Source organism: Thalassoglobus sp. (assembly GCF_048270125.1).
GTDB lineage: Bacteria > Planctomycetota > Planctomycetia > Planctomycetales > Planctomycetaceae > Thalassoglobus.
The window spans coordinates 529,210-552,078 of sequence record NZ_JBLWTN010000001.1 but is presented as its reverse complement, the minus strand read 5'-3'; the positions used below and the strand labels follow the sequence as shown (position 1 = coordinate 552,078).

General features: G+C 49.6%; 15 protein-coding genes. 9 read left to right on the top strand and 6 right to left on the bottom strand.

Annotated features, from left to right (window positions below; translation table 11 throughout):
* Positions 1-341 precede the first annotated feature (341 nt).
* Positions 342-2,840, top strand: coding sequence for a DNA internalization-related competence protein ComEC/Rec2 (locus tag ACN0YR_RS02015; protein WP_417847536.1), 2,499 nt, complete (start codon positions 342-344; stop codon positions 2,838-2,840).
* 95 nt (positions 2,841-2,935) lie between these two features.
* Here the strand turns inward: ACN0YR_RS02015 and ACN0YR_RS02010 are convergent, their stop codons facing one another.
* A complete protein-coding gene (locus ACN0YR_RS02010; RefSeq protein WP_417847535.1) occupies positions 2,936-3,304 on the bottom strand; it encodes a DUF2237 family protein in 369 nt (122 codons plus the stop codon).
* A gap of 326 nt (positions 3,305-3,630) precedes the next feature.
* Positions 3,631-5,172, bottom strand: coding sequence for a hypothetical protein (locus ACN0YR_RS02005; protein WP_417847534.1), 1,542 nt, complete (start codon positions 5,170-5,172; stop codon positions 3,631-3,633).
* A 301-nt stretch (positions 5,173-5,473) separates the two neighbouring features.
* On the opposite strand from ACN0YR_RS02005, the gene ACN0YR_RS02000 reads away from it, so the two are divergent.
* The 4 genes from ACN0YR_RS02000 to ACN0YR_RS01985 all read left to right on the top strand — a co-directional run bounded on the left by ACN0YR_RS02000 (position 5,474) and on the right by ACN0YR_RS01985 (position 10,278).
* On the top strand, positions 5,474-6,226 hold the full coding sequence (locus ACN0YR_RS02000) for a hypothetical protein (protein WP_417847533.1): 753 nt from the start codon (positions 5,474-5,476) through the stop codon (positions 6,224-6,226).
* Positions 6,227-6,631: 405 nt separating this feature from the next.
* Positions 6,632-7,654, top strand: coding sequence for a hypothetical protein (locus ACN0YR_RS01995; protein WP_417847532.1), 1,023 nt, complete (start codon positions 6,632-6,634; stop codon positions 7,652-7,654).
* A gap of 67 nt (positions 7,655-7,721) precedes the next feature.
* Positions 7,722-8,909: a hypothetical protein gene (locus ACN0YR_RS01990; RefSeq protein WP_417847531.1), complete on the top strand. Its 1,188-nt coding sequence runs from the start codon at positions 7,722-7,724 to the stop codon at positions 8,907-8,909.
* A gap of 175 nt (positions 8,910-9,084) precedes the next feature.
* Entirely contained in the window at positions 9,085-10,278 is a 1,194-nt protein-coding gene (locus tag ACN0YR_RS01985) for a hypothetical protein (protein ID WP_417847530.1), read from the top strand.
* A gap of 40 nt (positions 10,279-10,318) precedes the next feature.
* Here ACN0YR_RS01985 and ACN0YR_RS01980 read toward each other — a convergent pair whose 3' ends face one another.
* The 3 genes from ACN0YR_RS01980 to ACN0YR_RS01970 all read right to left on the bottom strand — a co-directional run bounded on the left by ACN0YR_RS01980 (position 10,319) and on the right by ACN0YR_RS01970 (position 16,686).
* On the bottom strand, positions 10,319-13,186 hold the full coding sequence (locus tag ACN0YR_RS01980; RefSeq protein ID WP_417847529.1) for a tetratricopeptide repeat protein: 2,868 nt from the start codon (positions 13,184-13,186) through the stop codon (positions 10,319-10,321).
* Positions 13,187-13,487: 301 nt separating this feature from the next.
* Positions 13,488-14,711, bottom strand: a complete 1,224-nt coding sequence (locus ACN0YR_RS01975; protein ID WP_417847528.1) for a RidA family protein — start codon at positions 14,709-14,711, stop codon at positions 13,488-13,490.
* 94 nt (positions 14,712-14,805) lie between these two features.
* Positions 14,806-16,686, bottom strand: coding sequence for a family 16 glycoside hydrolase (locus tag ACN0YR_RS01970; RefSeq protein ID WP_417847527.1), 1,881 nt, complete (start codon positions 16,684-16,686; stop codon positions 14,806-14,808).
* Between the two features lie 425 nt (positions 16,687-17,111).
* Here ACN0YR_RS01970 and ACN0YR_RS01965 point away from each other — a divergent pair, with 425 nt between their 5' ends.
* From ACN0YR_RS01965 to ACN0YR_RS01955, 3 genes are all read left to right on the top strand, one after another.
* Positions 17,112-17,384, top strand: coding sequence for a WXG100 family type VII secretion target (locus ACN0YR_RS01965; protein WP_417847526.1), 273 nt, complete (start codon positions 17,112-17,114; stop codon positions 17,382-17,384).
* A gap of 65 nt (positions 17,385-17,449) precedes the next feature.
* Positions 17,450-18,877, top strand: coding sequence for a sulfatase (locus ACN0YR_RS01960; protein WP_417847525.1), 1,428 nt, complete (start codon positions 17,450-17,452; stop codon positions 18,875-18,877).
* A gap of 99 nt (positions 18,878-18,976) precedes the next feature.
* The gene (locus ACN0YR_RS01955; protein ID WP_417847524.1) at positions 18,977-20,254 is read left to right on the top strand and encodes a tagaturonate epimerase family protein; all 1,278 of its coding nucleotides are present in this window, start codon (positions 18,977-18,979) and stop codon (positions 20,252-20,254) included.
* 194 nt (positions 20,255-20,448) lie between these two features.
* Here ACN0YR_RS01955 and ACN0YR_RS01950 read toward each other — a convergent pair whose 3' ends face one another.
* Positions 20,449-22,077: a sialidase family protein gene (locus ACN0YR_RS01950; RefSeq protein ID WP_417847523.1), complete on the bottom strand. Its 1,629-nt coding sequence runs from the start codon at positions 22,075-22,077 to the stop codon at positions 20,449-20,451.
* Positions 22,078-22,403: 326 nt separating this feature from the next.
* Here ACN0YR_RS01950 and ACN0YR_RS01945 point away from each other — a divergent pair, with 326 nt between their 5' ends.
* Positions 22,404-22,721, top strand: a complete 318-nt coding sequence (locus tag ACN0YR_RS01945; RefSeq protein ID WP_417847522.1) for a pyrimidine/purine nucleoside phosphorylase — start codon at positions 22,404-22,406, stop codon at positions 22,719-22,721.
* Positions 22,722-22,869 lie beyond the last annotated feature (148 nt).

Genomic DNA, 22,869 nt, shown 5'->3' with positions numbered 1-22,869 from the left:
CTCAGTGTTTGAGAGCACAAGTTCAGGTTTCAGGATCAGCTCTAGAGAATGCGTTCTTCACGGGCAAACGGTAGAGCAAACTGCTCTAGAGAAAGCGAACCAGTCTTCCTTCCTGGATTGTTGTCAGTTCCGAAACTGATTCATCTTTCTTCAAAGAAAATTTGTGCAGTACAAGAGCGAGCGCGTGGATCATTTTTGGAACTGAGTCTTGGCCATTAATTTCTGCTCGCGAGGAGCTGTTTGTAAAGTCATGAAAACGAGCTTCATCGGAATGACAGTCATTGAATTGCGTTCTCTTCATTCAGAGACTCTCAAGGTTTCTGAGCAATGGAGTTTGAGCATTGATTGAACAGGATCAGCTTTCGAACTCTGGTCTTCATCGAAATCTCCGGCGTCCAGTCGTCTGGGTGGTGACGGCGTTGTCGATTGGGATTGTGACGGATCATTTCTCATCGCTGAGTTTGCCAGTGTGGGGAGGATTATTTGTTGTCAGTACTTTGGTGGCATTGATCAGCTTACCGTTTCAGAGATGCTCCTTCGTTGCATCGTTAGCAACGTTGCTTCTGCTCGTTGCAGTCGGTGGCGGGCGAAATCAGTTTTTTCATCACCATCGTCAAGCTGACAATATCCTGAGATATTCCACTGAGGAGTCACGGTCGGCGAGAGTGTCAGGCGTGATCGTATCAAGCCTCGATCTATATGAATCAGAACGTGGACCACGAATCCCTTCCTGGCTGGAAGTCGACAACAGCCGCTTCGTACTTAAGTGTGAACGATTACAAGCGGGGGACGAATGGAAAACTGTCTCGGGGCGTTTAAGTGTGGACGTCAAAGGTCATCTCGTCCATGCACGCATTGGCGATCGAATCGAACTTCTCGGGAAACTCTCCCGTCCTCAGCCAGTAAGGAACCCCGGCGGCTACGACTTTCAGACGGCTCTTTCACGTCAAGGGATTGATGGGCTGTTTCGGGTGAGCCACCCACAGGCGGTACAGGTTCTCGAAGATTCCGGTCCATTCCGGTGGCTGATTCCGCGATATCGAGAAACAACGCGTTTGCGTATCAAACAGCTATTCGTCCAGAACCTGTCGGAAGATTCATGTCGGCTTGCACTCTCGTTGCTTCTGGGGGATCGCACTCAACTTCAAGACGAGATGCGCGACCGTTTTGTTGATAGCGGGACGATGCATCTGCTGGCGATTTCGGGGTTGCATGTAGGGATTCTGGCCGGGCTGATTACGATCGTTTGTCGGGTCTTTGAATTTTCGCCGCGAACGACCATAACTTCCCTGATCTTGATCGTCATTCTATACGCAATGTTGACGAATCATCGCCCGCCGGTTCTGCGTGCCTCGATGTTGATTACAGTGATTTGTCTGGGGACAGCTGGAAATCGACGAATCGATCCGTACAGTGCGCTGGCGTTTTGTGCAGGGATTCTCTTGCTTTGGAATCCCGGCAATCTGTTTGATATCGGAGCGCAGCTTTCGTTTCTCGCAGTCGGAGGCATTGTCTGGAGCAGTCGGGCTTTGGAGGCGAATCCCTTTCGGGCACAATCACTTGGCGTTCCTGTTGCCGAAGAATGGCGTTGGGTGGGACGCCTGTCACCCGTTGCAAGTTACCTGTATCAGGGATACGTAGTGACCAGTGCCATTTGGCTTGTCACTTTACCACTGACTGTGGCGACGTTTCATCTGGTGACCCCCATCGGATTTGTTTTGAATGCGTTGCTCATTCCATACATTGGTGTCGTGCTTGGCCTGGGATATTTCTTTCTGTTTTGCGGGCTTCTGATTCCCTCGCTGACTCTCCTGGTTGGCGGCTTGTTCGATTGGTCGATGCAAGGTTTGCTTTGGATTGTTGATTGGGCTCATCACGTACCGTTGGGACATTTCTATTGTGGAGCGACTCCAGTTTGGTGGTTAGTCGTTTACTACTTACTCATCGCGTGGAATTGGAATCTTTATGGTTCGCGACAGTTCGTTCATGGACGGTGGAAAGTTCTTTCGGTTTGGATCATGGTCGGATTCGCGATCGGTCTGCAAACTCCGCAGCGTGATGGATTAAGGTATACGGTCCTCTCTGTCGGCCATGGATTGGCGACGGTTCTTGAACTTCCCGGTGGGGAAACCGTCCTCTATGACTGTGGCACTTTTGGAGATGGACGACGAGCTGAGAGGACCGTCGAGCAGTATTTGCGTTTACAGAAAATCAGTCACGTCGATGCGGTCATGATTTCACATGCAGATCATGATCACTTTAGCGGACTCTTTAAATTGTTTGAGCGTTTTTCAATCGGAACTCTGATTGTGACTCAGCAGTTTCTGGACTTTGAGCAGTCAAATGTTGAAGAGGTTTGCACAGCCGCAGCGATGCACGGGATTCCGATTCGGATCGTTTCTGCAGACGATGAAATTGGATTTCAGAAAACAGGAGATGCTGTTCAGTTCAAAGTTCTACACCCATCGAGTTCGTTTCATTCCAAATATGACAATGCGAACAGTCTAGTTCTGTCTCTGGAGTATGCGGGGCATCGCATGCTCTTTACCGGTGATTTAGAGAGAGACGGAGTTGAAGCAGTGTTGCGCAAATCGACAGAGCCTTTTGATGTCGTGATGGCTCCGCATCATGGTTCAAAGTTTTCGAGCCCGCAGCAATTTTTTGAATGGGCAAATTCCAGCATCGTACTGATCAGTACAGGAGACGCCTCGGTTGTGGCGCGACTGCAAGATCAGCTTGGTCCGGATATCCGTGTTTTCGCGACTCAAAACTCTGGAGCGTTGACGGTTGAAATCAAGGCGGATCAACCGCTTCATGTCACGCCGTTTCTGGAACAATGAACGAGGGCGTGAGTCTGCGAGTCGCTCTACAAATACTGAACCTGGGAACATCGCCTGAGAGACTCTAAAAGAGTCTACGACGCCGAAGTTGCGTCTCACTCAGAGACAGCATGCTGCTGAAGTTCCTCAAGTGATGCAAATTCAAGGGCTGACATGTGAGTTGCTTCCAAGACCACTTCGCAGGCGTGACCGGCATCGTAGGCATCTTTCCACCGTGCTGCACACACACACCACTGGTCGCCAGGATTTAAGCCCGGAAATCGAAATTCAGGAACCGGTGTCGAGAGATCATTCCCGGTTGACTTCGAGAATTCCAGAAAATCTTCCGTCACGCGACAGCAAATGACGTGCATCCCCATGTCCCCCGGACCGGTGCCACAGCATCCATCGCGAAACCAGCCCGTCATCGGATCTGTTGAACAGGTTTGAAGATCGCCACCAAGTACGTTTTTTCCGCGAGACATTTGTTTTCAGCTTTAAGCAGGGAGAGTGAGCAAGAGGAATAACCTGCAAGTTTAGCTGTACGTCCTAACTCTGCAACAGAAGACCCGATTGAGATTTCAGCAGGAACTCATCAAGACCTAATTTTTATGCATTTTCAACGCTTGCCGAGCTTGTGAAGAGCATCTTTCCAACTGCAAAGACTGCTCATCGCATAGACTGCTTTTCGTGAAGTAAAAAAAACAGCACCACTTTGAACTGGATGGATCTCTTTCACTCTTGTGCAGACTGAAAGTGAAACCATTCAGAATAGTGGTGCTGTCGAAATTAACAAGCCAATCTGGTGGCTTTACTCTGATTCAGGACGCTGAGGGCGATTTGGTTGGTCCCCTTCTCGCTCTGGTCGACCGGGGCGATCCCCATCAGATCCAGGCCGGCGGCCACGTGGTGGTCCACCTTCTGGACGGCCTTCTCCACCGGGACGACCACTTCGGAGCATTTCGCCAAGCTCTTTTGGGTCAATCTTTCCATCGGAGTTGGCATCAATGCGTTCAAAGTTTTCGCTGAGTCTTCCTGTTGCCTCCTCTTTCGAGATGGCTCCATCTTTGTCTTTGTCGAAGCGATCAAGAAACGCTTCCGGATTGAAACCACGGCGTGCTCCTTCCGGACGGTCTCCTTCCGGACGGTCTCCTTCAGGGCGACGACCTTCCTCGGGGCGGTCTCCACTTCGTCGGCGACCTTCTGGACGATCCCCATCCGGACGGTTGCCTTCCGGACGATCTCCAGGTCGATTCATTCTTTCTTGAGGGCCTCCTTCTGGGCGTCCGCTGAAGCCCATCAGTTCGCGACCATCCAGTTCACCATCCTTATTGTGATCGAGTTCATCGAAAAGTCTGGCGATTCGGAGTGCTTCACTTTGGCTGATTTTTCCATCCTCATTCGTATCGAGCACTCGCATAAATGCAAAGCCTCTTGGGCCTCCCATTCCTGGTTGTCCACCAGGGCCATCTGGACCACCGCCGAAGCGGGGGCGTCCTTCCGGACGACGTTCTTGGTCACCAGGTTCCCCATCTCGCATTGGGGGACGCTGACTACCACGTTCTGGTCGATCGCCCTTGGTGTCGCTGTCGCGATTCATCTCTTTTTTCGGACGGTCTACATCGGAACGTTCTTTATCAGAACTGCTTTTCTCCGGGGCCCTTCTCTCTGGGCGATCTCCATCGCGCTGGCCTCGCATTCGAGCAAGTTCTTCCAGCGAAATTTCATCAGTCCCGGCACGTTCAAACAGACCGGAGAGTCGTTCGCGAAGTTGCTCGGGAAGTTCGTCTTTTGACAATTTGCCATCTTTATTTTTATCGAGTTGAGCAAGGAAGTCTGAGTTGCCCGGACGTCCACCAGCTGCATCAGGCCGCCCTGAACGCATCATCTTGCCAAGGGCTTGACCAAATTCCTGCTTGCTGAGTTCCTCTTTCCCAGCTTCTTCGAAGATGCGTCCCAGTCGTCCACGGGCTTCTTCAGGAATTTCACTTTTCGTCAATTTTCCATCTTTGTTCGAATCGAAACGATCAAACATCGCACCTGGCTCGAACCGACCACGGGCACCACGCTCTCTTTCTCCGCGAGGTCCGGCGGGCGTCCCTGCAGGTCGCTCATCTTCTTTGAGTGTGGCCTGATATTCCGCGAGTGACAGCTTGCCATCCTCGTTTTTATCTCCTGCACGAACAAGGCGTTCAAAGAATCTCTGTTGAGACTCAGAGACTTCATCCGCAGCTAAGATTCCGTCGCCGTTCTTGTCGAGGCTTTTAAAGATTTCATCAGATTCCTGTGCGATCGCGGCAGTTGAAAGCCCACAGACAGCCAGAGAAGCTGCTAACCGGGTCAACGTTTTCATCAGTTTTATCCTATGTTTTCAAAATTCGTGAAAAGATATGACGGAGTCGCCATACGAATAGAAACACCTCAAACAACGAGAAGTTCCGAAAATGCTGGTGGTAACCCTGTTAATCTTGTCCGAATTAAGGAAATTTGTGTCAATTTTGCAACAATTCCAACTTCCGACTTGAGACGAACGAATCTGGTCGACGTATAATAACGCACAGTATTATGTGGAGTCGGGCGGTAGAATTTACCGCGTCTGTTTTTCATTTTTTCCAGCCTCCGCACTATTCCACAATTTTGGAGAGAGTTCAGAAATGGTTCAAACACTTGAACATGAGATCGAGTCGACCCAAGCCGCAGAACCAGATTCGCGACCCATTTCGGAGATTGCTCGGGAGTTCAGCGACTACAACGAATTCAGCTATCGGCCGGTGCCGGTGATTGCAGTCGTCGGATTTGTCCTGACACTGTTGTCCTCGATGGCTCTCTTCGTGTGGTTGGCGCTCCCGTTGTGTCTGATTGCGTTTGTCATCAGCAGTCTCGCACTGTTCGCTATCCGCCGAGAGAAAACGGCTTACAGCGGCACTTGGGTTGCCGTTGCTGGAATTGTTCTCTCAGCAAGCTTCTTCAGTTTAGGACTCGGATATCAGGTGTATACCTATCAAACGGAAGTCCCTGAAGGATACCAGCGTTATGACTTCCTGAAAGACATCTCCGAGAAGGGGTTTGTTACTGTGAACGGGCAGTCAAGTCTTCATCCCGATGTCCTTGACATGGAAGGGAAAGATGTTTTCCTCAAAGGATACATCTATCAAACCGGCAAGATGAAAGGGCTGGGCTCATTCATCTTGGTGAAGGATAACCAGGATTGCTGCTTCGGAGCTTCTCCCGCATTAACCGACCGGGTGGGTGTCGTGATGGCGCCGGGAAAAGAGATCGATTACAAAGCTGGAAAAGTCGCGATCGCTGGCAAGTTTCGGATCAATGAGCAATTTACAAATCAGGATCTGGAGCCCTTGTACGTTATCGATGGAGAATACTTCACGACACGAATTAGCGATTTTTAGAAATGACAGGTACGGTGACGTTGATCTGATGCCCAACATACGTTGTCAGTTCACATGTTGTTCATGGTAGAGCAAATTGTGAACGCGCGTTTGTTCGCTAAGACTGTTCGTTAAGTCATTCATCATTAAGACATCGTGCAATCAACCGCGCTGATGGCTCTTTTACATCCTGCATCTTTGAACTGACTTTTGAGTTAACAGCTGTTAAGTTGATCCGTTGAGACTGATTTCCTTAGACACAGATTTACCTCAACACTGGGAACCGCTAATTTAGCGGGCGCTGACTTATAGAACATTGACCTGTTCAATTTGTCCCATTCAACCGGGTGAGTTGCTTCAAGCCCGGAAATGTATCACAGTGATTCATTGTAGTGAGCACTTTCAGTTTGAAATGAGTGAATTCGAATGAGCACCGAAACATTAAAGTCAAGCAAGAAGCCGATGGCCTTGCAGTCCCTTTCGAGCTTGATCGTTCTCCCGTTAGTACTGGGCGTTGTCACTTTTTCCGGGTGCCAGAAGTCCGACAACCAGACCCGGGAGATCACTGAGGAAATCAGTTCACCGGTCGAGTCGCCTGCGAAGATGGATCTTGCTAAGGATTCTGAGACCACACCGCTTGATGCCGAGCTAACACCGAACTCCTCGGAGGAAACGTCTTCACAGAGTTCGAAACCGCTTGCAACTTCTGAAAAACCAAAATCCGCGAGTACCGACGCAGAGACAGCTGAGGAAAAGAAACCGGCTGAAGAGAAGACCGACGATAAGAACATGGTCAAAGATGATGCAAAACCAGCAGGTTCAGACAATGATCCTGCAGCAACATCATCTACCGAAGTTCCTGAAAATGCTTCCCCAGATAAAGCTTCTAAAATCGTCAGCCTGCAAGCGGAAATGGATCGTCAGAATCGTGAAAAGCTGTTAGGGCTGAATCAGGATTCTACTCCTGCTGAACCACGGGAGATCAAGCTTCTGGTGAAGGAGCGAGAATTCTCCAAAGAGAGCAAGCACGATGCCTGGCGAGTCACATTTGACGATATCGATCTACTTAAAACTTTGAACATGGAACCTGTTCCACTCAATGCAGAAGACTACTTGCCAGATTGGTTAACCGCCCTTCAAGGGCAGAAAATCATTCTGCGAGGATGGATGTTCCCCCCTGATGAATCTGAAGGAATTCGACGATTCATGTTTGTGCGGGATAACCAGATTTGTTGTTTCGGGCGGAAGGCCAAAGTGTACGACAAGCTGTGGGTCAAACTCCAAGATGGAGAGACATCGAAATACATCCAGGGACGACCGTTCGATCTTGTCGGGACATTCAAAATTGAATCTTGGCCTGAAGATGAACGGGACGAAAAGACCGGGGAATTTGTTGAAACCCTCGGACTTTTGTATCATATTGATGATGCAACGATTATTCAAAAATAATGATCGCCAAGATGTTGCACTCTAACGCAACACTATGGATCGGAATCTCAACTTCCAGGACTCAACGATGCGCCTCTACTCTCTCCTCTGCCGCCTCCCCAGCGTGTTCATCGCTCTAGCATGTGTCACTGCGACGGCACTTGCATGCCCATTCTGCGATGCCCCGTCATTGACACTCACTGAACAACTCAGCGCTTCGCAGGCTGCCGTACTTGTGCAGTGGGCCGGTGGTGAGGAGGCTGATCGCGAAAAGAGCTTCTCCGGAACGACCAGCTACGAAATTATCGAAGTCGTTGAGGATGAATCGAACAAGTTAGAGAAAGGGAAGACGATCAAACTGGATCGCTACCGAGCCTCAAAAAAAGGTGATCTGTTCCTCTTACTCGGGACACTCACTGACGACCGCATTGAATGGAGCAGCCCACTCGAAGTAACGGAAACCAGCTACAATTACATGAAGCAGTCGCCACCTCAGGATGCTCCCACACAGAAGCGTCTGGCTTACTTCATGAAGTTTCTGGAATATCCTGATGCGTTGATCGCAACGGATGCCTACTCAGAATTTGCCAACGCTCCTTACAAGGACATTGTTCCGCTACGCAACATTATGCCCCGCGAGAAACTCCGTGAATGGCTGAAAGATCCAGAAGGTGCTCCCAGCCGAGCGACCCGCACCGGTCTTTTTGGCCTGTTGCTGGGATTGAGCGGAAACGAAGACGATGCTGAGTTTATGAAGGCGAAAATTCTCGAAGAGTCGGATACTTTCCGTCTCGGGATCGATGGAGTGATGAGCGGGTATCTTGTTCTGACCGGTGACGAAGGACTCGACGTCATTGATGAACACAAACTCCGAAACCGTGAAGTTCCTTTCAGTGAGACTTTCGCAGCGATGCAGGCTCTCCGCTTCATGTGGACTTACGGCGATAACCGCATCTCACCGGACCGTTTGCGACAGTCGATGCGAATCCTGCTTGATCGTCCTACGCTGGCAGACCTGGTCATTGTGGACCTCGCTCGCTGGGATGACTGGGGTGTGATGGACAAGCTGATGGAACTCTACGACGATGAAGAGTATCAAGTCCCGTCGATCAAACGAGCCATCGTCCGTTTTATGCTCATCGCAGAAAAGAATAATGCGACTGCCGCAGAAGGTGAGGTCGCAGACCACGTAAAACAGGCGACTGCGAACCTGGAAAAACTTCGCAAAGAAGACCCCAAAACAGTGAAGTCTGCCGAACGCTACTTTTTCGATTAAGTAGAACAGTTTTTTGAATTAACGCCCCAGACAGCCCAGGTACTCCACCAGAGCTTTCTGGGGCTTATTTTGTTCAAAGATGAGCACACCGGTCGAATAGTGGCAAAATTGTGCTTCGAGGCTCAATGGATTGTCGATACCATGGATGGACGGCAATATTCGCAGGAGGGGAATCATGCGTTCGTTTTGGACTTCATTTACAGCTTTTCTACTGAGTGCATCTGTTTCGGCAGGTTCTCTTCTTGCAGCCTGCCCATATTGCGGAGTCACTCCACCTTCTCTGGCTGAACAGGTCGCCTCTCATGATGCGGTCGTTCTTGGAAAATTTCTGGAGGGGGACAAACCGAATCGGCAGAAAGAACTTTCTGGGGCAACACGGTTTGAGATCGTGAAAATCGTCAAAGGGGCTGACGAAAACCTCACTCAAGGTGGAACGCTCAGCCTGGACCGATATCGTGACGGATCAAAGGGGGATCTGGTCCTGATTATGGGCAACAAAGATGCAGATGCTGACGACGCCCTGAAATGGACTGAATTAATCAATATGACGGAGGAGAGTTTCGACTACATGGTCAAGGCTCCCGGTCTGGACGTGCCAGTTCAACAACGACTTGTCTACTTTCTGGGATTTCTGGAGCATCCAAATTCTGTGGTCGCTGCGGATGCGTTTTCAGAATTCGCAATTTCCGCTTATAAAGACATTGTTCCGCTGGCACCTTTGATGGAACCAGATCGTATTCGAAGTTGGTTAGAGAATCCGGAGACACCTCCGGATCGTGTGTTACGGACCGGCTTCTACGGCTTGATTCTGGGACTGTGCGGTGATGAAGAGGACGGGGAATTCTTAAAGAATAAACTACTGACATCGAGTGCTGACTATCAGTTCGGGATTGATGGGATGACGTCGGGATATATCCTGCTAACCGGAAAACAAGGCTTCAATGTTCTTGAAGAAGCCATGATTCTGAATCCCGAATCTTCACAAACAGATCTGTTTCAGGTTCTGCAATCGCTTCGTTTCATCTGGACCTATGACCGTGAGCGAATTCCTCAAGCCGATCTCTTTTCAGCGATGAGAGCAGTTCTGAAGCGTCCAGAAATTGCAGACATGGCGATCATCGACCTCGCCCGCTGGAAAGACTGGGAGGCGATGGATCAAGTTGTTGGCTTGTATGAAAAAGAAGGCTTCAACGATCCACCAGTCAAACGAGCAATCATCCGGTACTTGATGACTGCCAAAGGAAGTGCCGAACTCTCCCCGTCAGAAGGGGCGGATTCGCATGTTGAGAAAGCACAAAAACACTTAGAACGCCTTAAAGAAGCCGATCCAAGACTCTTCAAGGAAGTAGAACGGTACTTCTTTGAATAAGCAGGCGGAGTCCAGCTCATTCAGCTGGACAATCTTGCCCTCACGGCTGAGTCTCATGAATTGCACGTGATTCAGAGTAGTCTGTGAGACGTTCTTTTAAGTAGATTTGTAGCTGTGGATCAGCGATTTTAATCGCCAGCTGAAGCGTTTCGACAGCTTTCTCGAATTCTCCATGTTCCGCGTAGGCAGATGCCAGCGTGGAGATTATGTTTGGGTTTTCGAAGTTGGACTGTTCACAAGCCGCTTTCGCCAGAGAGATCGCACGTGGTGCGTTTCGTAGTGATTTGTCGTCGCAGACAATTAAATTCCAGGCCAATTCATTCATGAGAATTGGGTCAGTTGTAGATTCGTTCACCAAGCCTTCCAGAATTAGAATCGCTCTTCGGAAGTCTCTGAGTGCACCGTAACAGAAGGCCAGGCTTCGCTTCGCTTCTTCGTAGTCCGGCTTCAAGAGGAGTGCTTTTTCAAACTCTTTTCGCGCGGCATCGTACTGATTCAAATCTCGAAACGATTTGCCGTGCAGAAAATAGGCTTTCGGATGATAAGGATGAAGCTGAACCAGTTTTTGCGTGTAAACAAGAAGACTGTCCTCTTGAGAGACAGAGAGTTTTCGGAATCGTGGGTTTTCTAGGCGAATGCTCCGTGGGGTCAACTTGTCCGAAATGATTGTTCCGAAAGAGAGCATGTTTGTCGCAATCCCTGCCAGGTTTTCATCGTCAATCACGGGCTGATTATTGACGTACATTAAAGCACGGTCCGGCCAGACTTCGAGGCTCAAACGATAAGTATCACTGATGTGTAGAATCGGTTTTAGCTTTAAGACTTCACCATCTGGAGTTTGTGAATTGAGGTGGGCGACGTTTACTCCGTTCATGGTGATACCGAACTCAGCGAACTTCATTGTCCGAGACTCCGGGCTGCGTGATCCACCAAGAGCGATGGCAACACGATTCGTGGGAGAACGCAATGATTCAATTGCAAAGAGTTTGACAACCACTTCAATTTGATAGGGGGCTTCGAATTGAAAGTCAGGCCGCAGCTGGAGATTTCCGTGCTGTTGGAATTCGCGAAGCACAATAGCCTTGTCGCTCAAAATGTGAGTTTCGTCGGCATCGACGAACCATCCTGGCAGACCTTCCTGAAAAGTAAGGTCAACCCACTCCCCTTTCTCGAATTGTTCAGCTTGTGCCTGTTTGAGTCTTAGCGAGGTGGCAAACAGTGCGACTTCTGGCCGTGGGTCTTTTTCGAGGATCTGCTCCACGACTTTCTGATCGGCTGGGAGATGACTTGTCGTAAGGGCTTTGATCTCATTGGCTGCTGGTCCAGTCATTGCGAGAACTTCTCGGTGAAACGAGTCTCGATTCCGATGGGCCCATAAGAAGGCATCGTCGGTCATCCGCTTTCCATGCAACTTAAAGAGTTTAGCAGCCGGTTCGTAGTTTCCTGATTGAACAAGTATTCCAGTCAGTAAGCCGAGTTGTTGTCCAGTCAATTCTTGAATGGATTGCTGGTTTTGATTCTCGGTTTGCTCCAGATAGGCCGCCGCAAAGTTGCTGGCAAAACCTGCGATTTCGGGATTCTTTCCCAACTCTTCGTTCAACGGAGAGTCTTCCATAACATCTTCAATCGCGTTCAAACCGAAGCTTGGAACAGGCGTCTCCCAACGGGCTGTTTGCAGACAGGAACTGGCCAGTGAAAGAAGTTCGGCGTGTTGTGACTTCGATTGAAGAGATTCAAAGTAAGTGTTGTAAGCATCTTGATGATCAAATTCGATGCTGATGATTTCATGAAACCAGTCCGCAGACCTCCATCCAGGGGCATCAATCTGAACAGCAATTTTAAGCAGTTCATACGGGGCATCTGGGTTCTGTGGTTCGAGGTGCCAAGCTCGCAAGAAGTAAGGAACGGCTTGCAGCAAAGTTTTTTGTAGTTCCAATTCCTGTTGCTCTGGAGTCAACGGAGCGTCAGTCGGCTTTCGTTCTTCGCCCGCAAACTTCACTCGAAATTTGCCCATCGCCAGCTGTTTGTGATAGATCGGAATTTCTGGGTGTTGAAACAGAGCTTGTAAAAATTCGTTCCAGCCTGTGCGGTCGAGTTGGACGTTATTATCAAAAAGCAACCAGAAGAAGCGTTCTTGATCTTTTCGTTGATCGAGTTTTAAGAACTCGATCAGCGAAATAAGCATTTGTCGACGGCGAGTTTGAATGTTGTACTGGCTCTCTTCCAGTTCTTGCGAAGCGTTCAACAACCAGATTTGAAACATTGGAACGAGCGTCGGCGCGATCTGCAGTTGAGCTTCTTTCTGATGCAGATCGATCATCGCGTCCAGGGCTTCCTGCATTCGGTTATTTTTTAGTAATACCCCTGCATAGCAAGCTCGGATAGTGTCGTCATTCGAACCGTCTTCGATTGCTTTTTCAGCAAGTTGAATTATTTCCTGAGGGATGTTCTCGTCTGAAGATGAGGTCTCACATTCCCAGTTGATGAATGCAGTCAGAAACTTTTCGCTTGAGGGTTTTGCAGTTTCACTGTCCTTGGTCTGATTCAGGTAGTACTCGACAGCCTGAAGTTGAAACTGCTTGTACTCTTCAAGAAACTCCCGATGAAGATTGGCATCCGCAGGAGCGGGAAACAGGTTTTCCTGATCGGCGCGAGCTTGTTTTCGATCCTTGATAAAATTCAGGACGTGCTGCTCTGAAGCTTTCAAGTCGGCGTTCAACTCAGCGAAAGCTGATTGAATGACATTTGAAATGTTTTTCTGCTCACCAGCTTCTTGCTTCTGTGACTGGTCTTGATTTGCCGGACCGGGACTAAAGAATAGATGGCTGTAGCGAACAAAAAACGCCAATCCTCCGATGAGAAATAGCGGAAGGATCCACGTTGTGTTCCTTGTCACTTGTGTTCGCATTTTTGACCCTGTGTCCTGAGGCGATGTTACAATGTTTTTGTTGTGGATTTCATTGTTGTTCTGGCAGTGAATATCAGTCTGTGTGAATCAAGACGACTCAACGCGGAGACACATGAGGAGGTGCAGGATAATCATTACGGGCAGCAATGAGCAAATCGAAACGACTGAGTGTGACCGGGTTCAAAAAAACGGTCACCAGCGAGAGCAAATCCAATGTTGGTCTTAACGTTCTGCCTTGTGTTGTGCAGTCTATGAAGTCATGAAATTAATCTTCACGGGCACGACACGCATTGAAAAGCCGCTAACGGTTCGGAGCTGCGATCACGTCGATATGAATTGACATCTTCTCAGCTGCCATCTTTTGCATCATGCTTTTCGAGGCGGCTGGCGGGCGTTCAGGGTCGTAGTAATCTGGTCGAAGTTTGTTCAACTGGTCACTCGAATCTGCAGCTGAGACGTAGTACGTTGCCTTCGCCAAATGTTTCAAGTCCGAGCCCGCCTTATTTAAAGTGGATTCAAGCGATTGGTAAATATCGAGAACCTGCTCTTCACCGGATCCTGCTTTGCTGGCAAAAAGGCCGGAAATGTAAATGCGGTCTTGCCCGTGAATTCGAGCTACACGGCTGTAGACTGGTGAAGATCGCATTTCCGGAGGTGTTGCATAGCTCACGGACTTTTCTGATTCAGCGGCAGGTGCCCAGGCGACGAGTTCAATCTCGATCGCTCGCGAACCGGAGATCCATTCGACATGTGAAACCGGTGGGACTGCGGAGTCACCAAAAAACTTGGCTAACTCTTGATTCACGATGGCGACGTCTGACATGGGTGTAATGAAGCATTTGATTTGAACGACGTGTTGCTTGTCCAATTCAAGGAATTGCAAAGTCCTCTCCAGGGACAAAAGTGTCTCTTTCGTGCCTTCTACTAGATCGCCTGGTTCTGCCTGACCAGAGACGTACACGACATCTCCAGCGGGAAGTAAACTGGCATCAGCCGTACCATTCGGGTTCTCGTCAGCAGAGCCAGTCTTTTGAGAAAGAAGACGCTCAGAGGTGCGCTGTTTCGAAACGAAGACTGCGTCTAGCCCAACCTGAGCCTGCTCTACCGGAAGCGGAGTCGCGACCCAAGTCACGGCGGGGAGAGTGTCGTTAAACCAGTTTCGGATTTCTGCCTCAAAGACTTTGCGAGCTTTGACATCAGTGACATATGCGTTCAATTGAACCACGTGGGTTTTGTCTGAATCGACGTCTTTCAGGATCTGGCCCAGTCTACTGAGCACAGACTGGCATTGAGCGGCAATCGCCCCCGAATTGTTTTCGGGAAGAATCTGCGCGGTGTGACCGAAAGATTCGGCGTGGACACGAATCGCAGCGGGAAAGTCTTTGTTGTTCTCGGAGGGAATTCTCCGGATCTGATCGCTGTTCTTTTCGGCGTTTTGTTGAGCGTAACCTTGTGGGCTGCCAACAAGTGAAAACATGGCCAGCAGGCAGCCAGCAATGAGCATCAATTTCGGACGAACAACCATGGTCCTCGCTCTTTCTGTTGTCTTGAAAAATAAACCAACAGCACTTCAGATAGCGATGTGCTGTTGGTTAAGAATCAAACTCTCTGAACGGATTCTACTTTTTCTTCAGTGTGTAGATCCCTTTGCCGTTGTTTGTGACGATGCAGAAATAAATCTCGCCTTCGGCATCTTCACCGAAGGTGACGATCGGCAACTTTGGACTCGGGATAGCCAGATTGGAATTCACTTTTCCTTTTTCGGCATCATAATCGAGAGCCCAGATTTGACCAGAAACGTAGTCTGCATAAATATACTTGCCAACTAATTCGGGAAGTTTTGAGCCACGGTAGACAAGCCCGCCTGTGATCGACTTTCCGACACCGTGATCATATTCCCAGATTGGATCGATCACTTCGCTCGGGTTGGCGGTTTTCGAGCCAAATGGATGGGTTCCTTCCTTCATGTTCCAACCATAGTTTCCGCCCTTGCGAATGATGTTGATCTCTTCCCACAAGTTTTGGCCAACATCCGCACACCACAACGCTCCACTTTCGCGATCGAATGAAATCCGCCAGGTGTTTCGTAAGCCGTTGGCGTAAATCTCTGGTCGAGCCTCTTTATTCCTGACGAAAGGGTTGTCTGCCGGGATTGAATAGTTTTTGCCGTCTTGCTTGGCATTGACGTCGATTCGCAAAATCGAGCCAAGCAAACTGGAAAGGTTCTGGGCATTGCCGTAAGGATCATTCCCACTGCCGCCGTCTCCGAGTCCGATGTACAAGTACCCATCTGGCCCAAACGCGAGCGTGCCACCGTTGTGGTTCCAGAATGGTTGTTCGATCCGCATGATCTCAACTTCTGAGTTCGGATCGACTTGGTTTGGGTTCTCTTTGGAGACTGTGAACTTCGAGATTACCGAAATCTGTCCCGGGACTGTGGTGTAGTAAACGTAGACTTCGCCATTCTCTTTGTAGTTCGGATGGAAAGCCATCCCCAGGAAGCCTTCTTCGTTCTGGCGATCGGAGTAGTTCACTTTGCTTCGCAGGTCCAGAAAGACGTGAGATTCTGTGACCTTCGGATCATTCTTAAAGGTGTAAATCACACCATGCTGTTCCATCACGAACAGACGCCCGGATTCGTCACCGGCATACGTGACCACGACGGGGCGTATGGATTGTGGACGTCCTCGTTCGTCAACGGGCTCCCAGTTGGCCCATTTCAGATTTGGAAAAGCGAGGACAGGTTCGAGTTCAAGCGTTCCAGAGACTGGATTCTTGACAGCGTTCTCTTTCGAGAGGTCACGGATTTTGATGTTCCGAAAAGCGACTTCATTGCCATGGTCCTGCAGTGCGATATGCCCTGAGTTCGGCTTTCCGAAGTTTTCGAATTTCGCAAACTTACTCGCTGCGACTCGCTTGTTCCAATCGTCATCTCCTTTTTTGAAACGAGCATAACGGACGCCGTTCATATTGATTTCGGATTGGTTGGGAGTGATTCGAACATGCAGTTGATTCCACTCTCCGGCGGGGCGCGTCGCATCGACGGTTTCCCCTGTCGCAGGGTCTCCCGGAGGCTGGTAGAGTTGATACAGCCATCCCGATTTCTGAGGATCGTGCCCGTCGACATTGTCTTGAATTTGAATTTCCGGACCGGTTCGCCAGGGCGTCGCTTCTGTTTCTGTGACGTGGAACATCAGTCCACTGTTGCCTGCTTTGGAGATTTTGTAATCGAGAGTCAACTCGAAAGCGGAATATTGTTGTTTCGTGATGATGTCACCCGCACCGCCAGCGGCGCGGACTAAAGCTCCATCTTTCACGACCCAACCACTGTTAAGCGTATCTTTTTTGTAGTTGCGGAAATTCTCGGCGGTTTTTCCATCGAAGAGAAGTTCCCAACCAGACATTTTCTCTGAGAGGGAAAGTGTGTTCGGGGATTCTGCAAAAAGGTGGGAACAGGTGAGGCTTCCCAAGACGGTAGCCAGGAGGATTGTTTGCTTCATGATGGCCTTACCAAGTGTTAAGTTGCTTTATTAAAAATTCTAAGATTCCTGAGTCGCCCAGATGAGAAACGGAGTGCGAATTCGTTTAAGAATGAGCGAGCTCGAACTCATCTGAAACTGTGATCGTGTTCCCAGTGACTGATAACGAATCTCCGCATTTTTGATCGCGTTTCGTTAGAGCAAATTCGTCATTGCGAAGCCGAACTGATTCAGTAATGAATTGAACCTCTTTAACCTCGAGGGAATATCGCGTTGCATCGAGCTCGCAGAGGTGCTCAGTTGTGACTCACAATCGTATCGAGCAGCTTGCAACTCCGCAAAGCAAACAGTAGCAAAAACTGTGAGAGTTTGTTTCCTTTACAGTCTGTGATGAGTAGTCTGTAAGGGCGGAACACTCCAGTTGACGACGAATCGGAGGGGAGACTATGGCCCAGGCAATTGCAAATCCTGAAGAGTTGCGTGCCTTCGCATTAAAGCTGAAGCAGTTCAACAATACACTCTCTGATCAAGCGAATCTGCTCGCCGGGCAGTTAGATGCTCTCAGCACGACTTGGAGGGATCAGGAGAATACGAAATTCTCTGAAGAATTTAAGGAACACCTTCGACTGCTCGGGCAATTTGTCGAGGCGAACAACCAACATATTCCGTACCTGCTTCGCAAAGCGGAACGTCTCGAAGAGTATCTCAGCCAACGATAACAGGTCAGAGCATTTAAGCGTCAAGCTTCCGTTTCACCCCGAACCCGAATTCAGGAATTCAGTCGATGCGTCTCCTGTTGATTCTTTGCAGCCTTCTCTCTCTGGTTTGTTCGAATCACTCGCAGGCTCGGGAGAAACCAAATGTCTTGATCATCATGGCAGATGACTGCACGTACAACGACCTGCCGTTGTATGGCGGCGAAAATGCATTGACCCCGAACATTGACCGACTCGCTGCGCAGTCACTGACTTTTAATCGTGCCTACCTTAGTGAGGCGATGTGTCAGCCGTGCCGCGCCGAGCTTTTTAGTGGTCAGTATCCAATGCGAAATGGCTGTGCCTGGAACCACTCCGCGAGCCGTTCTGAGACAAAGAGTCTGCCACATTATCTTTCGCCTTTGGGCTATCGAGTCGGAATCGCAGGGAAGGTGCATGTCAAACCATCGCAAGCGTTTCCGTTTGAGAATGTCGCCGGTTTCGACAAGAACTGTGTACGCAATCCAACTCAGGATCACGATCTGGGAGAGGTTGCACAATTCATGACGCGAGACTCAGCAGAACCATTTTGCCTTGTCGTTGCGCTCGTTGAACCGCACGTTCCGTGGGTGATGGGAGATGCATCGCAGTATCCGCCGAAGAAAATTAAACTTCCTCCCAACATTGCCGACACCCCTCGGACTCGGGAAGATTTCGGGCGTTATCTGGCAGAGGTGACTTACATGGACGGACAAGTTGGAGACTTGCTGTCGGCTCTGGAACGGACAGGCAAAGCAGACAACACTTTGGTTCTGTTCACTTCGGAACAAGGTGCGCAGTTCCCCGGTTGTAAATGGACAAACTGGGATACAGGTTTGCATACTGCACTGGTGGCTCGCTGGCCGGGAAAGGTTCCAGCTGGAAAAAGAACCGATGCCATTATTCAGTACGCGGATATCGCTCCCACGTTGTTAGAACTCGCGGGCGGAAAACCTGAGGATGCCGAATTTGACGGGACCAGCTTTGTCAAAGTCTTGAAAGGAATTACCGACGAGCATCGCCAGTTTGCGTACGGTGTTCATAATAATATCCCTGAAGGTCCAGCTTACCCCATTCGAACGATCACCGACGGGAAATATCGATACATACAAAATCTCACTCCAGGCGAAATGTATATCGAGAAACACTTGATGGGCATCAATGGGAAAGGAGCACTCAACAATCCGTATTGGCAATCGTGGGTTTGGGATTCGTCGACCTCTCCGCGAACTTACGGTTTGGTGAAACGTTACATGATGCGCCCATCTGAGGAACTTTATGAAACCGCTGTCGATCCCTATGAACTGGACAATCTGGCAAACTCCCCGGAGTATGCGAATCAGAAGAAGCGCCTGTTCAATGAGCTCACTCGATGGCTGAAAGAACAAGGTGACCCCGGAATTCCGCAGGATACCTTTGAGGCGATCGAAGCTGCCCGGCGAGGTGAACATCTTTACGGACCTTCAACGACGAAATAAAAGACAACGTGGTTGCTCCTCTTCGATGAGGCCAGAGATCTGCTTCCCGGAGAGTCTCCTGCGTTTTTAAGCAAGCGAATAATTCACTAAGAAAGAGAGATGATGAGCGAACCGCAAAAATGTAGCACTTTAGGGCTGGCGCCAAGTTTTGGTTTTGGTGATCGAATTGGATTGGCAACACCGGGACATGTTGAAGCGATGAAACGGTCCGGGAATGGCATCGAGCCGATCTTTCCTCAGCAGTCGATTCGCGAAATGACGCGGACGCAGCGGACCGCTCAAGAAGTGATGGACGATGCTCTCAACGGAGCCAGGGCTGCCGGTTGGGAAGGCCGTACCGGAGCAGACGCTGATCACTTGAAAACACCAGAAGATGTTGACGTCACTGCTGCCGTTGGATTCACATTCTTTACAATCGACCCTTCTGATGATGTCGATCAGAAGGCGGACGACTACGACGAAGGAACGTTGCGCGAGAAGTTCTCTAATGCTCGGGAAACCGCACCTTGGTACGACAGCTATCTTGGGAAAACAGTCGATCTTCCGTCAGGAGCAAAAATTGAGCTGAGCGAAGAAGCCTGTATGCGTGCGGCAGTCAAGTATGGATCGGCGATCCAACGAACGCTTTCGATGGGCGACTACATCAAGTCAGTCCACGACGCGAAAGGGCTTGATTACGAAATCGAACTTTCGGTCGATGAGACTGATCAACCGACTACGCTCGCAGAGCACTACATTATCGCTGATCAATGTCTTCGAGGTGGTATGAAGCTGGTGAGCCTGGCGCCTCGCTTTATCGGTGAGCTGGAGAAAGGTGTTGATTACAAAGGAGACGTCGACGCTTTGGAAGCATCGCTGAACGATCACGCGGCGATCTCTGAATTGCTCGGACCTTATAAACTAAGTTTGCATTCAGGATCAGACAAAATCTCGATGTATGCTGCATTGGCGCGAGCCACGAAGGGCCGCTTTCATGTCAAAACGGCTGGAACCAGCTATCTCGAAGCATTACGAGTTGTCGCCCGACACGACGAAGCGTTGTTCCGTCGGATCGTCCAGTTCGGTCGCGATCACTATGATGTCGACAAGGCGACTTATCATGTCTCCGCAACCAACGCGGCTGTGCCGACTGGTGACGGCCTGGATGCAAAGAAACTGGAGCAGGTTTATCTTGAGTGCTGGGCGGACGTGCCTCAAGGTGTCGGCTTCACCGAGCCCGGTCGGCAAATTTTACACTGCACGTTCGGTTCAACATTGACCGACCCTGAACTTGGTCCCGCTGTCCGTTCCGTTCTCGAATCTCACCCCGAGACCTATACCGAAGTCTTGGCGGATCACTTTAGTCGGCATCTTGAAGCACTCGCTTCCGGAATGTAACGGACGCGGCTTTGCTGACAGTATTTCTCTCACCGGACACTTGAAAGTGTCTGGTGAGATTTCTCATTGATTGAGAAAGCGATTTCAGGTTCCGGATCTGTTTTTAGAGCAGTTTGCTCTAACGTGTGCCCGTGAAGATCGTGTTCACGGGCACGACAGGGATTGCCAATGCTTTAAAGATTACCGGGCTTCTCTTACTTTTCTGCCATCTGATCGAGTTCTTCCAGTTTGAGTCGGACGCTGACAATGAAGGGTTGTTCACCTTCAATCCAGTGACCGTAAGTGGTGGTGACGATCGTTCCATCGGGGAGGACTTCGACACCGGGGTAAGCGCAATCGGCACCCTTTTTGTTGTCCATCAATCGTACGCGATATTGCCCTTCCCGCCCTTCTGCGATGTCCTCGTACTTGCCAACCCAGGCAACCCAGTCTCCGGGAGTCGGGCTTTCAAGAGTTCGGTCTCGGAAGGAAATGAACAACCGCCCATCGGGAGTGTACTTCGCAGTGTGTCGGTCTCCAGTGAGGGAGGCGGGAAGTTCTTTCGGATCGGTCCATGTTTTGCCTTCGTCATTGCTGAAGATGACATAGGAATTTCGAAGTCGTCGGTTTTCTCGAAGCAAGACTGCGATTTGTTTTCCATCGGGAGAGCGAACTCCACCAGGTTCGCATAGATGAACATCCGAGCGGGCGAAAATTGCTTCCGGGAATGACCATGTCAGCCCGCCATCTTTAGAGAACGTTTTGAAGAGAGTGAAGGTCGGTGGTTTGGTTTGCTTCGGTTCTGGTTGCATGAATCTTCCATCGTCATGAAAGAATGCGATGTACTGGCCGGGAGTTTTTAACTCCATGACAGTTCCCATCACTACGATCCCGCCCCAGTCTCCGGCGCTTTTAAGTGGAGACCAATTCTTGCCGTCATCTTCACTGACAGCCAAGCGGGCAGGATACAATCCTGACCACATGATGAGTCTTTTGTTTCCTTGAGCATCGATTACAGGGTGAAGTGTTGGCGTTTCCTTGCTGGTTTCCCAGTTCTCCGGAGTCGGAAGACGGTCGCTCCAAGTCAGCCCACCATCGAGACTCCGCTTATAGAGAATCGCTCCTCGCCCGTGACCTTTGGGATAGACGCACAGAATCGTTTTCCCATCTTCCAGCAAAACTGTCGTTGGATGTCCCAGATATTGGCCCTTTTCGATGTCGACGATCACCTGTCGATCTTTTTGATCCGCCAGATCGAGAGTCGGAATCGTATAGCCACGGGGCGACTTCTCTTCGACCTCTCCGAGATTGCCAGTGATCTTCCAGTTGGCAATTTGCATCGTGCTGCGCCAAGGGCGGAACGCGATCGTATCAAATCCAGTTCCGGGATCTTCGACAGAGGTTGCTTCTTTTCCATTTAACAGAAAGCGAATCTTTTTACCGTCGCTGATCACCTGAAAGTCGAACCAGTCTTCGGACTCAAAAAAATCATCGGGATTTCCAATGAACTTCAGGTCTCCAAAAATTGGCCCATTGACGAACACCTGTTCAGCCGCCCCCTCAAAGCCGAAGTGGCTGTTGCCAAGTTGAAATGTCGCCGCTGATTTTTCCTGGCCGATGAGTCGGAGTCGAGCATCAACCTGAAATGGTCCCGGCTTAAGACTTCTTTCAGAAACAAGAAGCGTGTCCAACCCCTGCCCTTCGAACGCTCCACCTTTGGTTTTCCAGTCTTTTGATTGTGCCCAGGCGTTTTTCGGCTCTCCCTTTTCAACGAGGAAAACTTCTCCCTGTACTGACGTTGAAACTAGAGAGCATATGAGAGTTGCGAAGACAAAATGCTTCATTGTTGGTCAATCCTTGCAGGAAGTTTGATGCGTCAGGTTTGAACGAGTCCGGATCTCTGAGCTTGGCCTCTTGAGGGCTCTGAAAACTTTCACCACAGAGCTTTTCGAATCAGTGCATCATCATGTCTGAGTTCGATGAATCATGCAACGCGCTCGCTTTCGCTGACGTGAACAGCATGGTAAATTTCGCGTCTTAAGACTGCAGAATATTTCATCAACACAATTTTCCTGGAACCAGTCCGAAAACCTCTGGAATAGCCGCTTTCCTCAACGTTTGAGAGAGCAATTTCACGTTTCAGGACCAGTTCTAAATATAAAGCTGAACCATGAGTGAATTTGAATCTGTCAACGTCGTGAAGGCTGCCAACATCTACTTTGATGGCAACGTGTCCAGTCGCACCGTCAAATTTGCTGATGGCAGTACGAAGACACTGGGACTCATGCTGCCGGGTGTCTACCAATTTGGTACAGAGAAACCTGAGCTCATGGAGATTCTGTCTGGAAAGCTTGATGTTGTCCTTCCGGGGGAATCGGACAGTTTGAGTTTCGAAGGTGGTCAGGAATTCAATGTTCCGGGGAAATCGAAATTCAAAGTGACAGTCCACGAAGTGACTGACTATATTTGCTCATTTTTAGATGCTTGAAGAGTGGGAAACTGAATTCGCAGTTGTTGGTCTGAAGACAAGTCTGCGTGAGATGAATTTTCTATTCGAGTGGGGCCTTTCTAGCTTCACTTGCAAGGATCTATTTCAGGACAATTCAAGAGTGAGTAGAAGTTTGTGGCCGGTCTCG

What these genes read in the sequence shown, in the direction of transcription:
- ACN0YR_RS02010 (WP_417847535.1), bottom strand. Translation starts at nt 3,304, where the DNA reads ATGTCTCGCGGAAAAAACGTACTTGGTGGCGATCTTCAAACCTGTTCA.
- ACN0YR_RS02005 (WP_417847534.1), bottom strand. Translation starts at nt 5,172, where the DNA reads ATGAAAACGTTGACCCGGTTAGCAGCTTCTCTGGCTGTCTGTGGGCTT.
- ACN0YR_RS02000 (WP_417847533.1), top strand. Translation starts at nt 5,474, where the DNA reads ATGGTTCAAACACTTGAACATGAGATCGAGTCGACCCAAGCCGCAGAA.
- ACN0YR_RS01995 (WP_417847532.1), top strand. Translation starts at nt 6,632, where the DNA reads ATGAGCACCGAAACATTAAAGTCAAGCAAGAAGCCGATGGCCTTGCAG.
- ACN0YR_RS01990 (WP_417847531.1), top strand. Translation starts at nt 7,722, where the DNA reads ATGCGCCTCTACTCTCTCCTCTGCCGCCTCCCCAGCGTGTTCATCGCT.
- ACN0YR_RS01985 (WP_417847530.1), top strand. Translation starts at nt 9,085, where the DNA reads ATGCGTTCGTTTTGGACTTCATTTACAGCTTTTCTACTGAGTGCATCT.
- ACN0YR_RS01980 (WP_417847529.1), bottom strand. Translation starts at nt 13,186, where the DNA reads ATGCGAACACAAGTGACAAGGAACACAACGTGGATCCTTCCGCTATTT.
- ACN0YR_RS01975 (WP_417847528.1), bottom strand. Translation starts at nt 14,711, where the DNA reads ATGGTTGTTCGTCCGAAATTGATGCTCATTGCTGGCTGCCTGCTGGCC.
- ACN0YR_RS01970 (WP_417847527.1), bottom strand. Translation starts at nt 16,686, where the DNA reads ATGAAGCAAACAATCCTCCTGGCTACCGTCTTGGGAAGCCTCACCTGT.
- ACN0YR_RS01965 (WP_417847526.1), top strand. Translation starts at nt 17,112, where the DNA reads ATGGCCCAGGCAATTGCAAATCCTGAAGAGTTGCGTGCCTTCGCATTA.
- ACN0YR_RS01960 (WP_417847525.1), top strand. Translation starts at nt 17,450, where the DNA reads ATGCGTCTCCTGTTGATTCTTTGCAGCCTTCTCTCTCTGGTTTGTTCG.
- ACN0YR_RS01955 (WP_417847524.1), top strand. Translation starts at nt 18,977, where the DNA reads ATGATGAGCGAACCGCAAAAATGTAGCACTTTAGGGCTGGCGCCAAGT.
- ACN0YR_RS01950 (WP_417847523.1), bottom strand. Translation starts at nt 22,077, where the DNA reads ATGAAGCATTTTGTCTTCGCAACTCTCATATGCTCTCTAGTTTCAACG.
- ACN0YR_RS01945 (WP_417847522.1), top strand. Translation starts at nt 22,404, where the DNA reads ATGAGTGAATTTGAATCTGTCAACGTCGTGAAGGCTGCCAACATCTAC.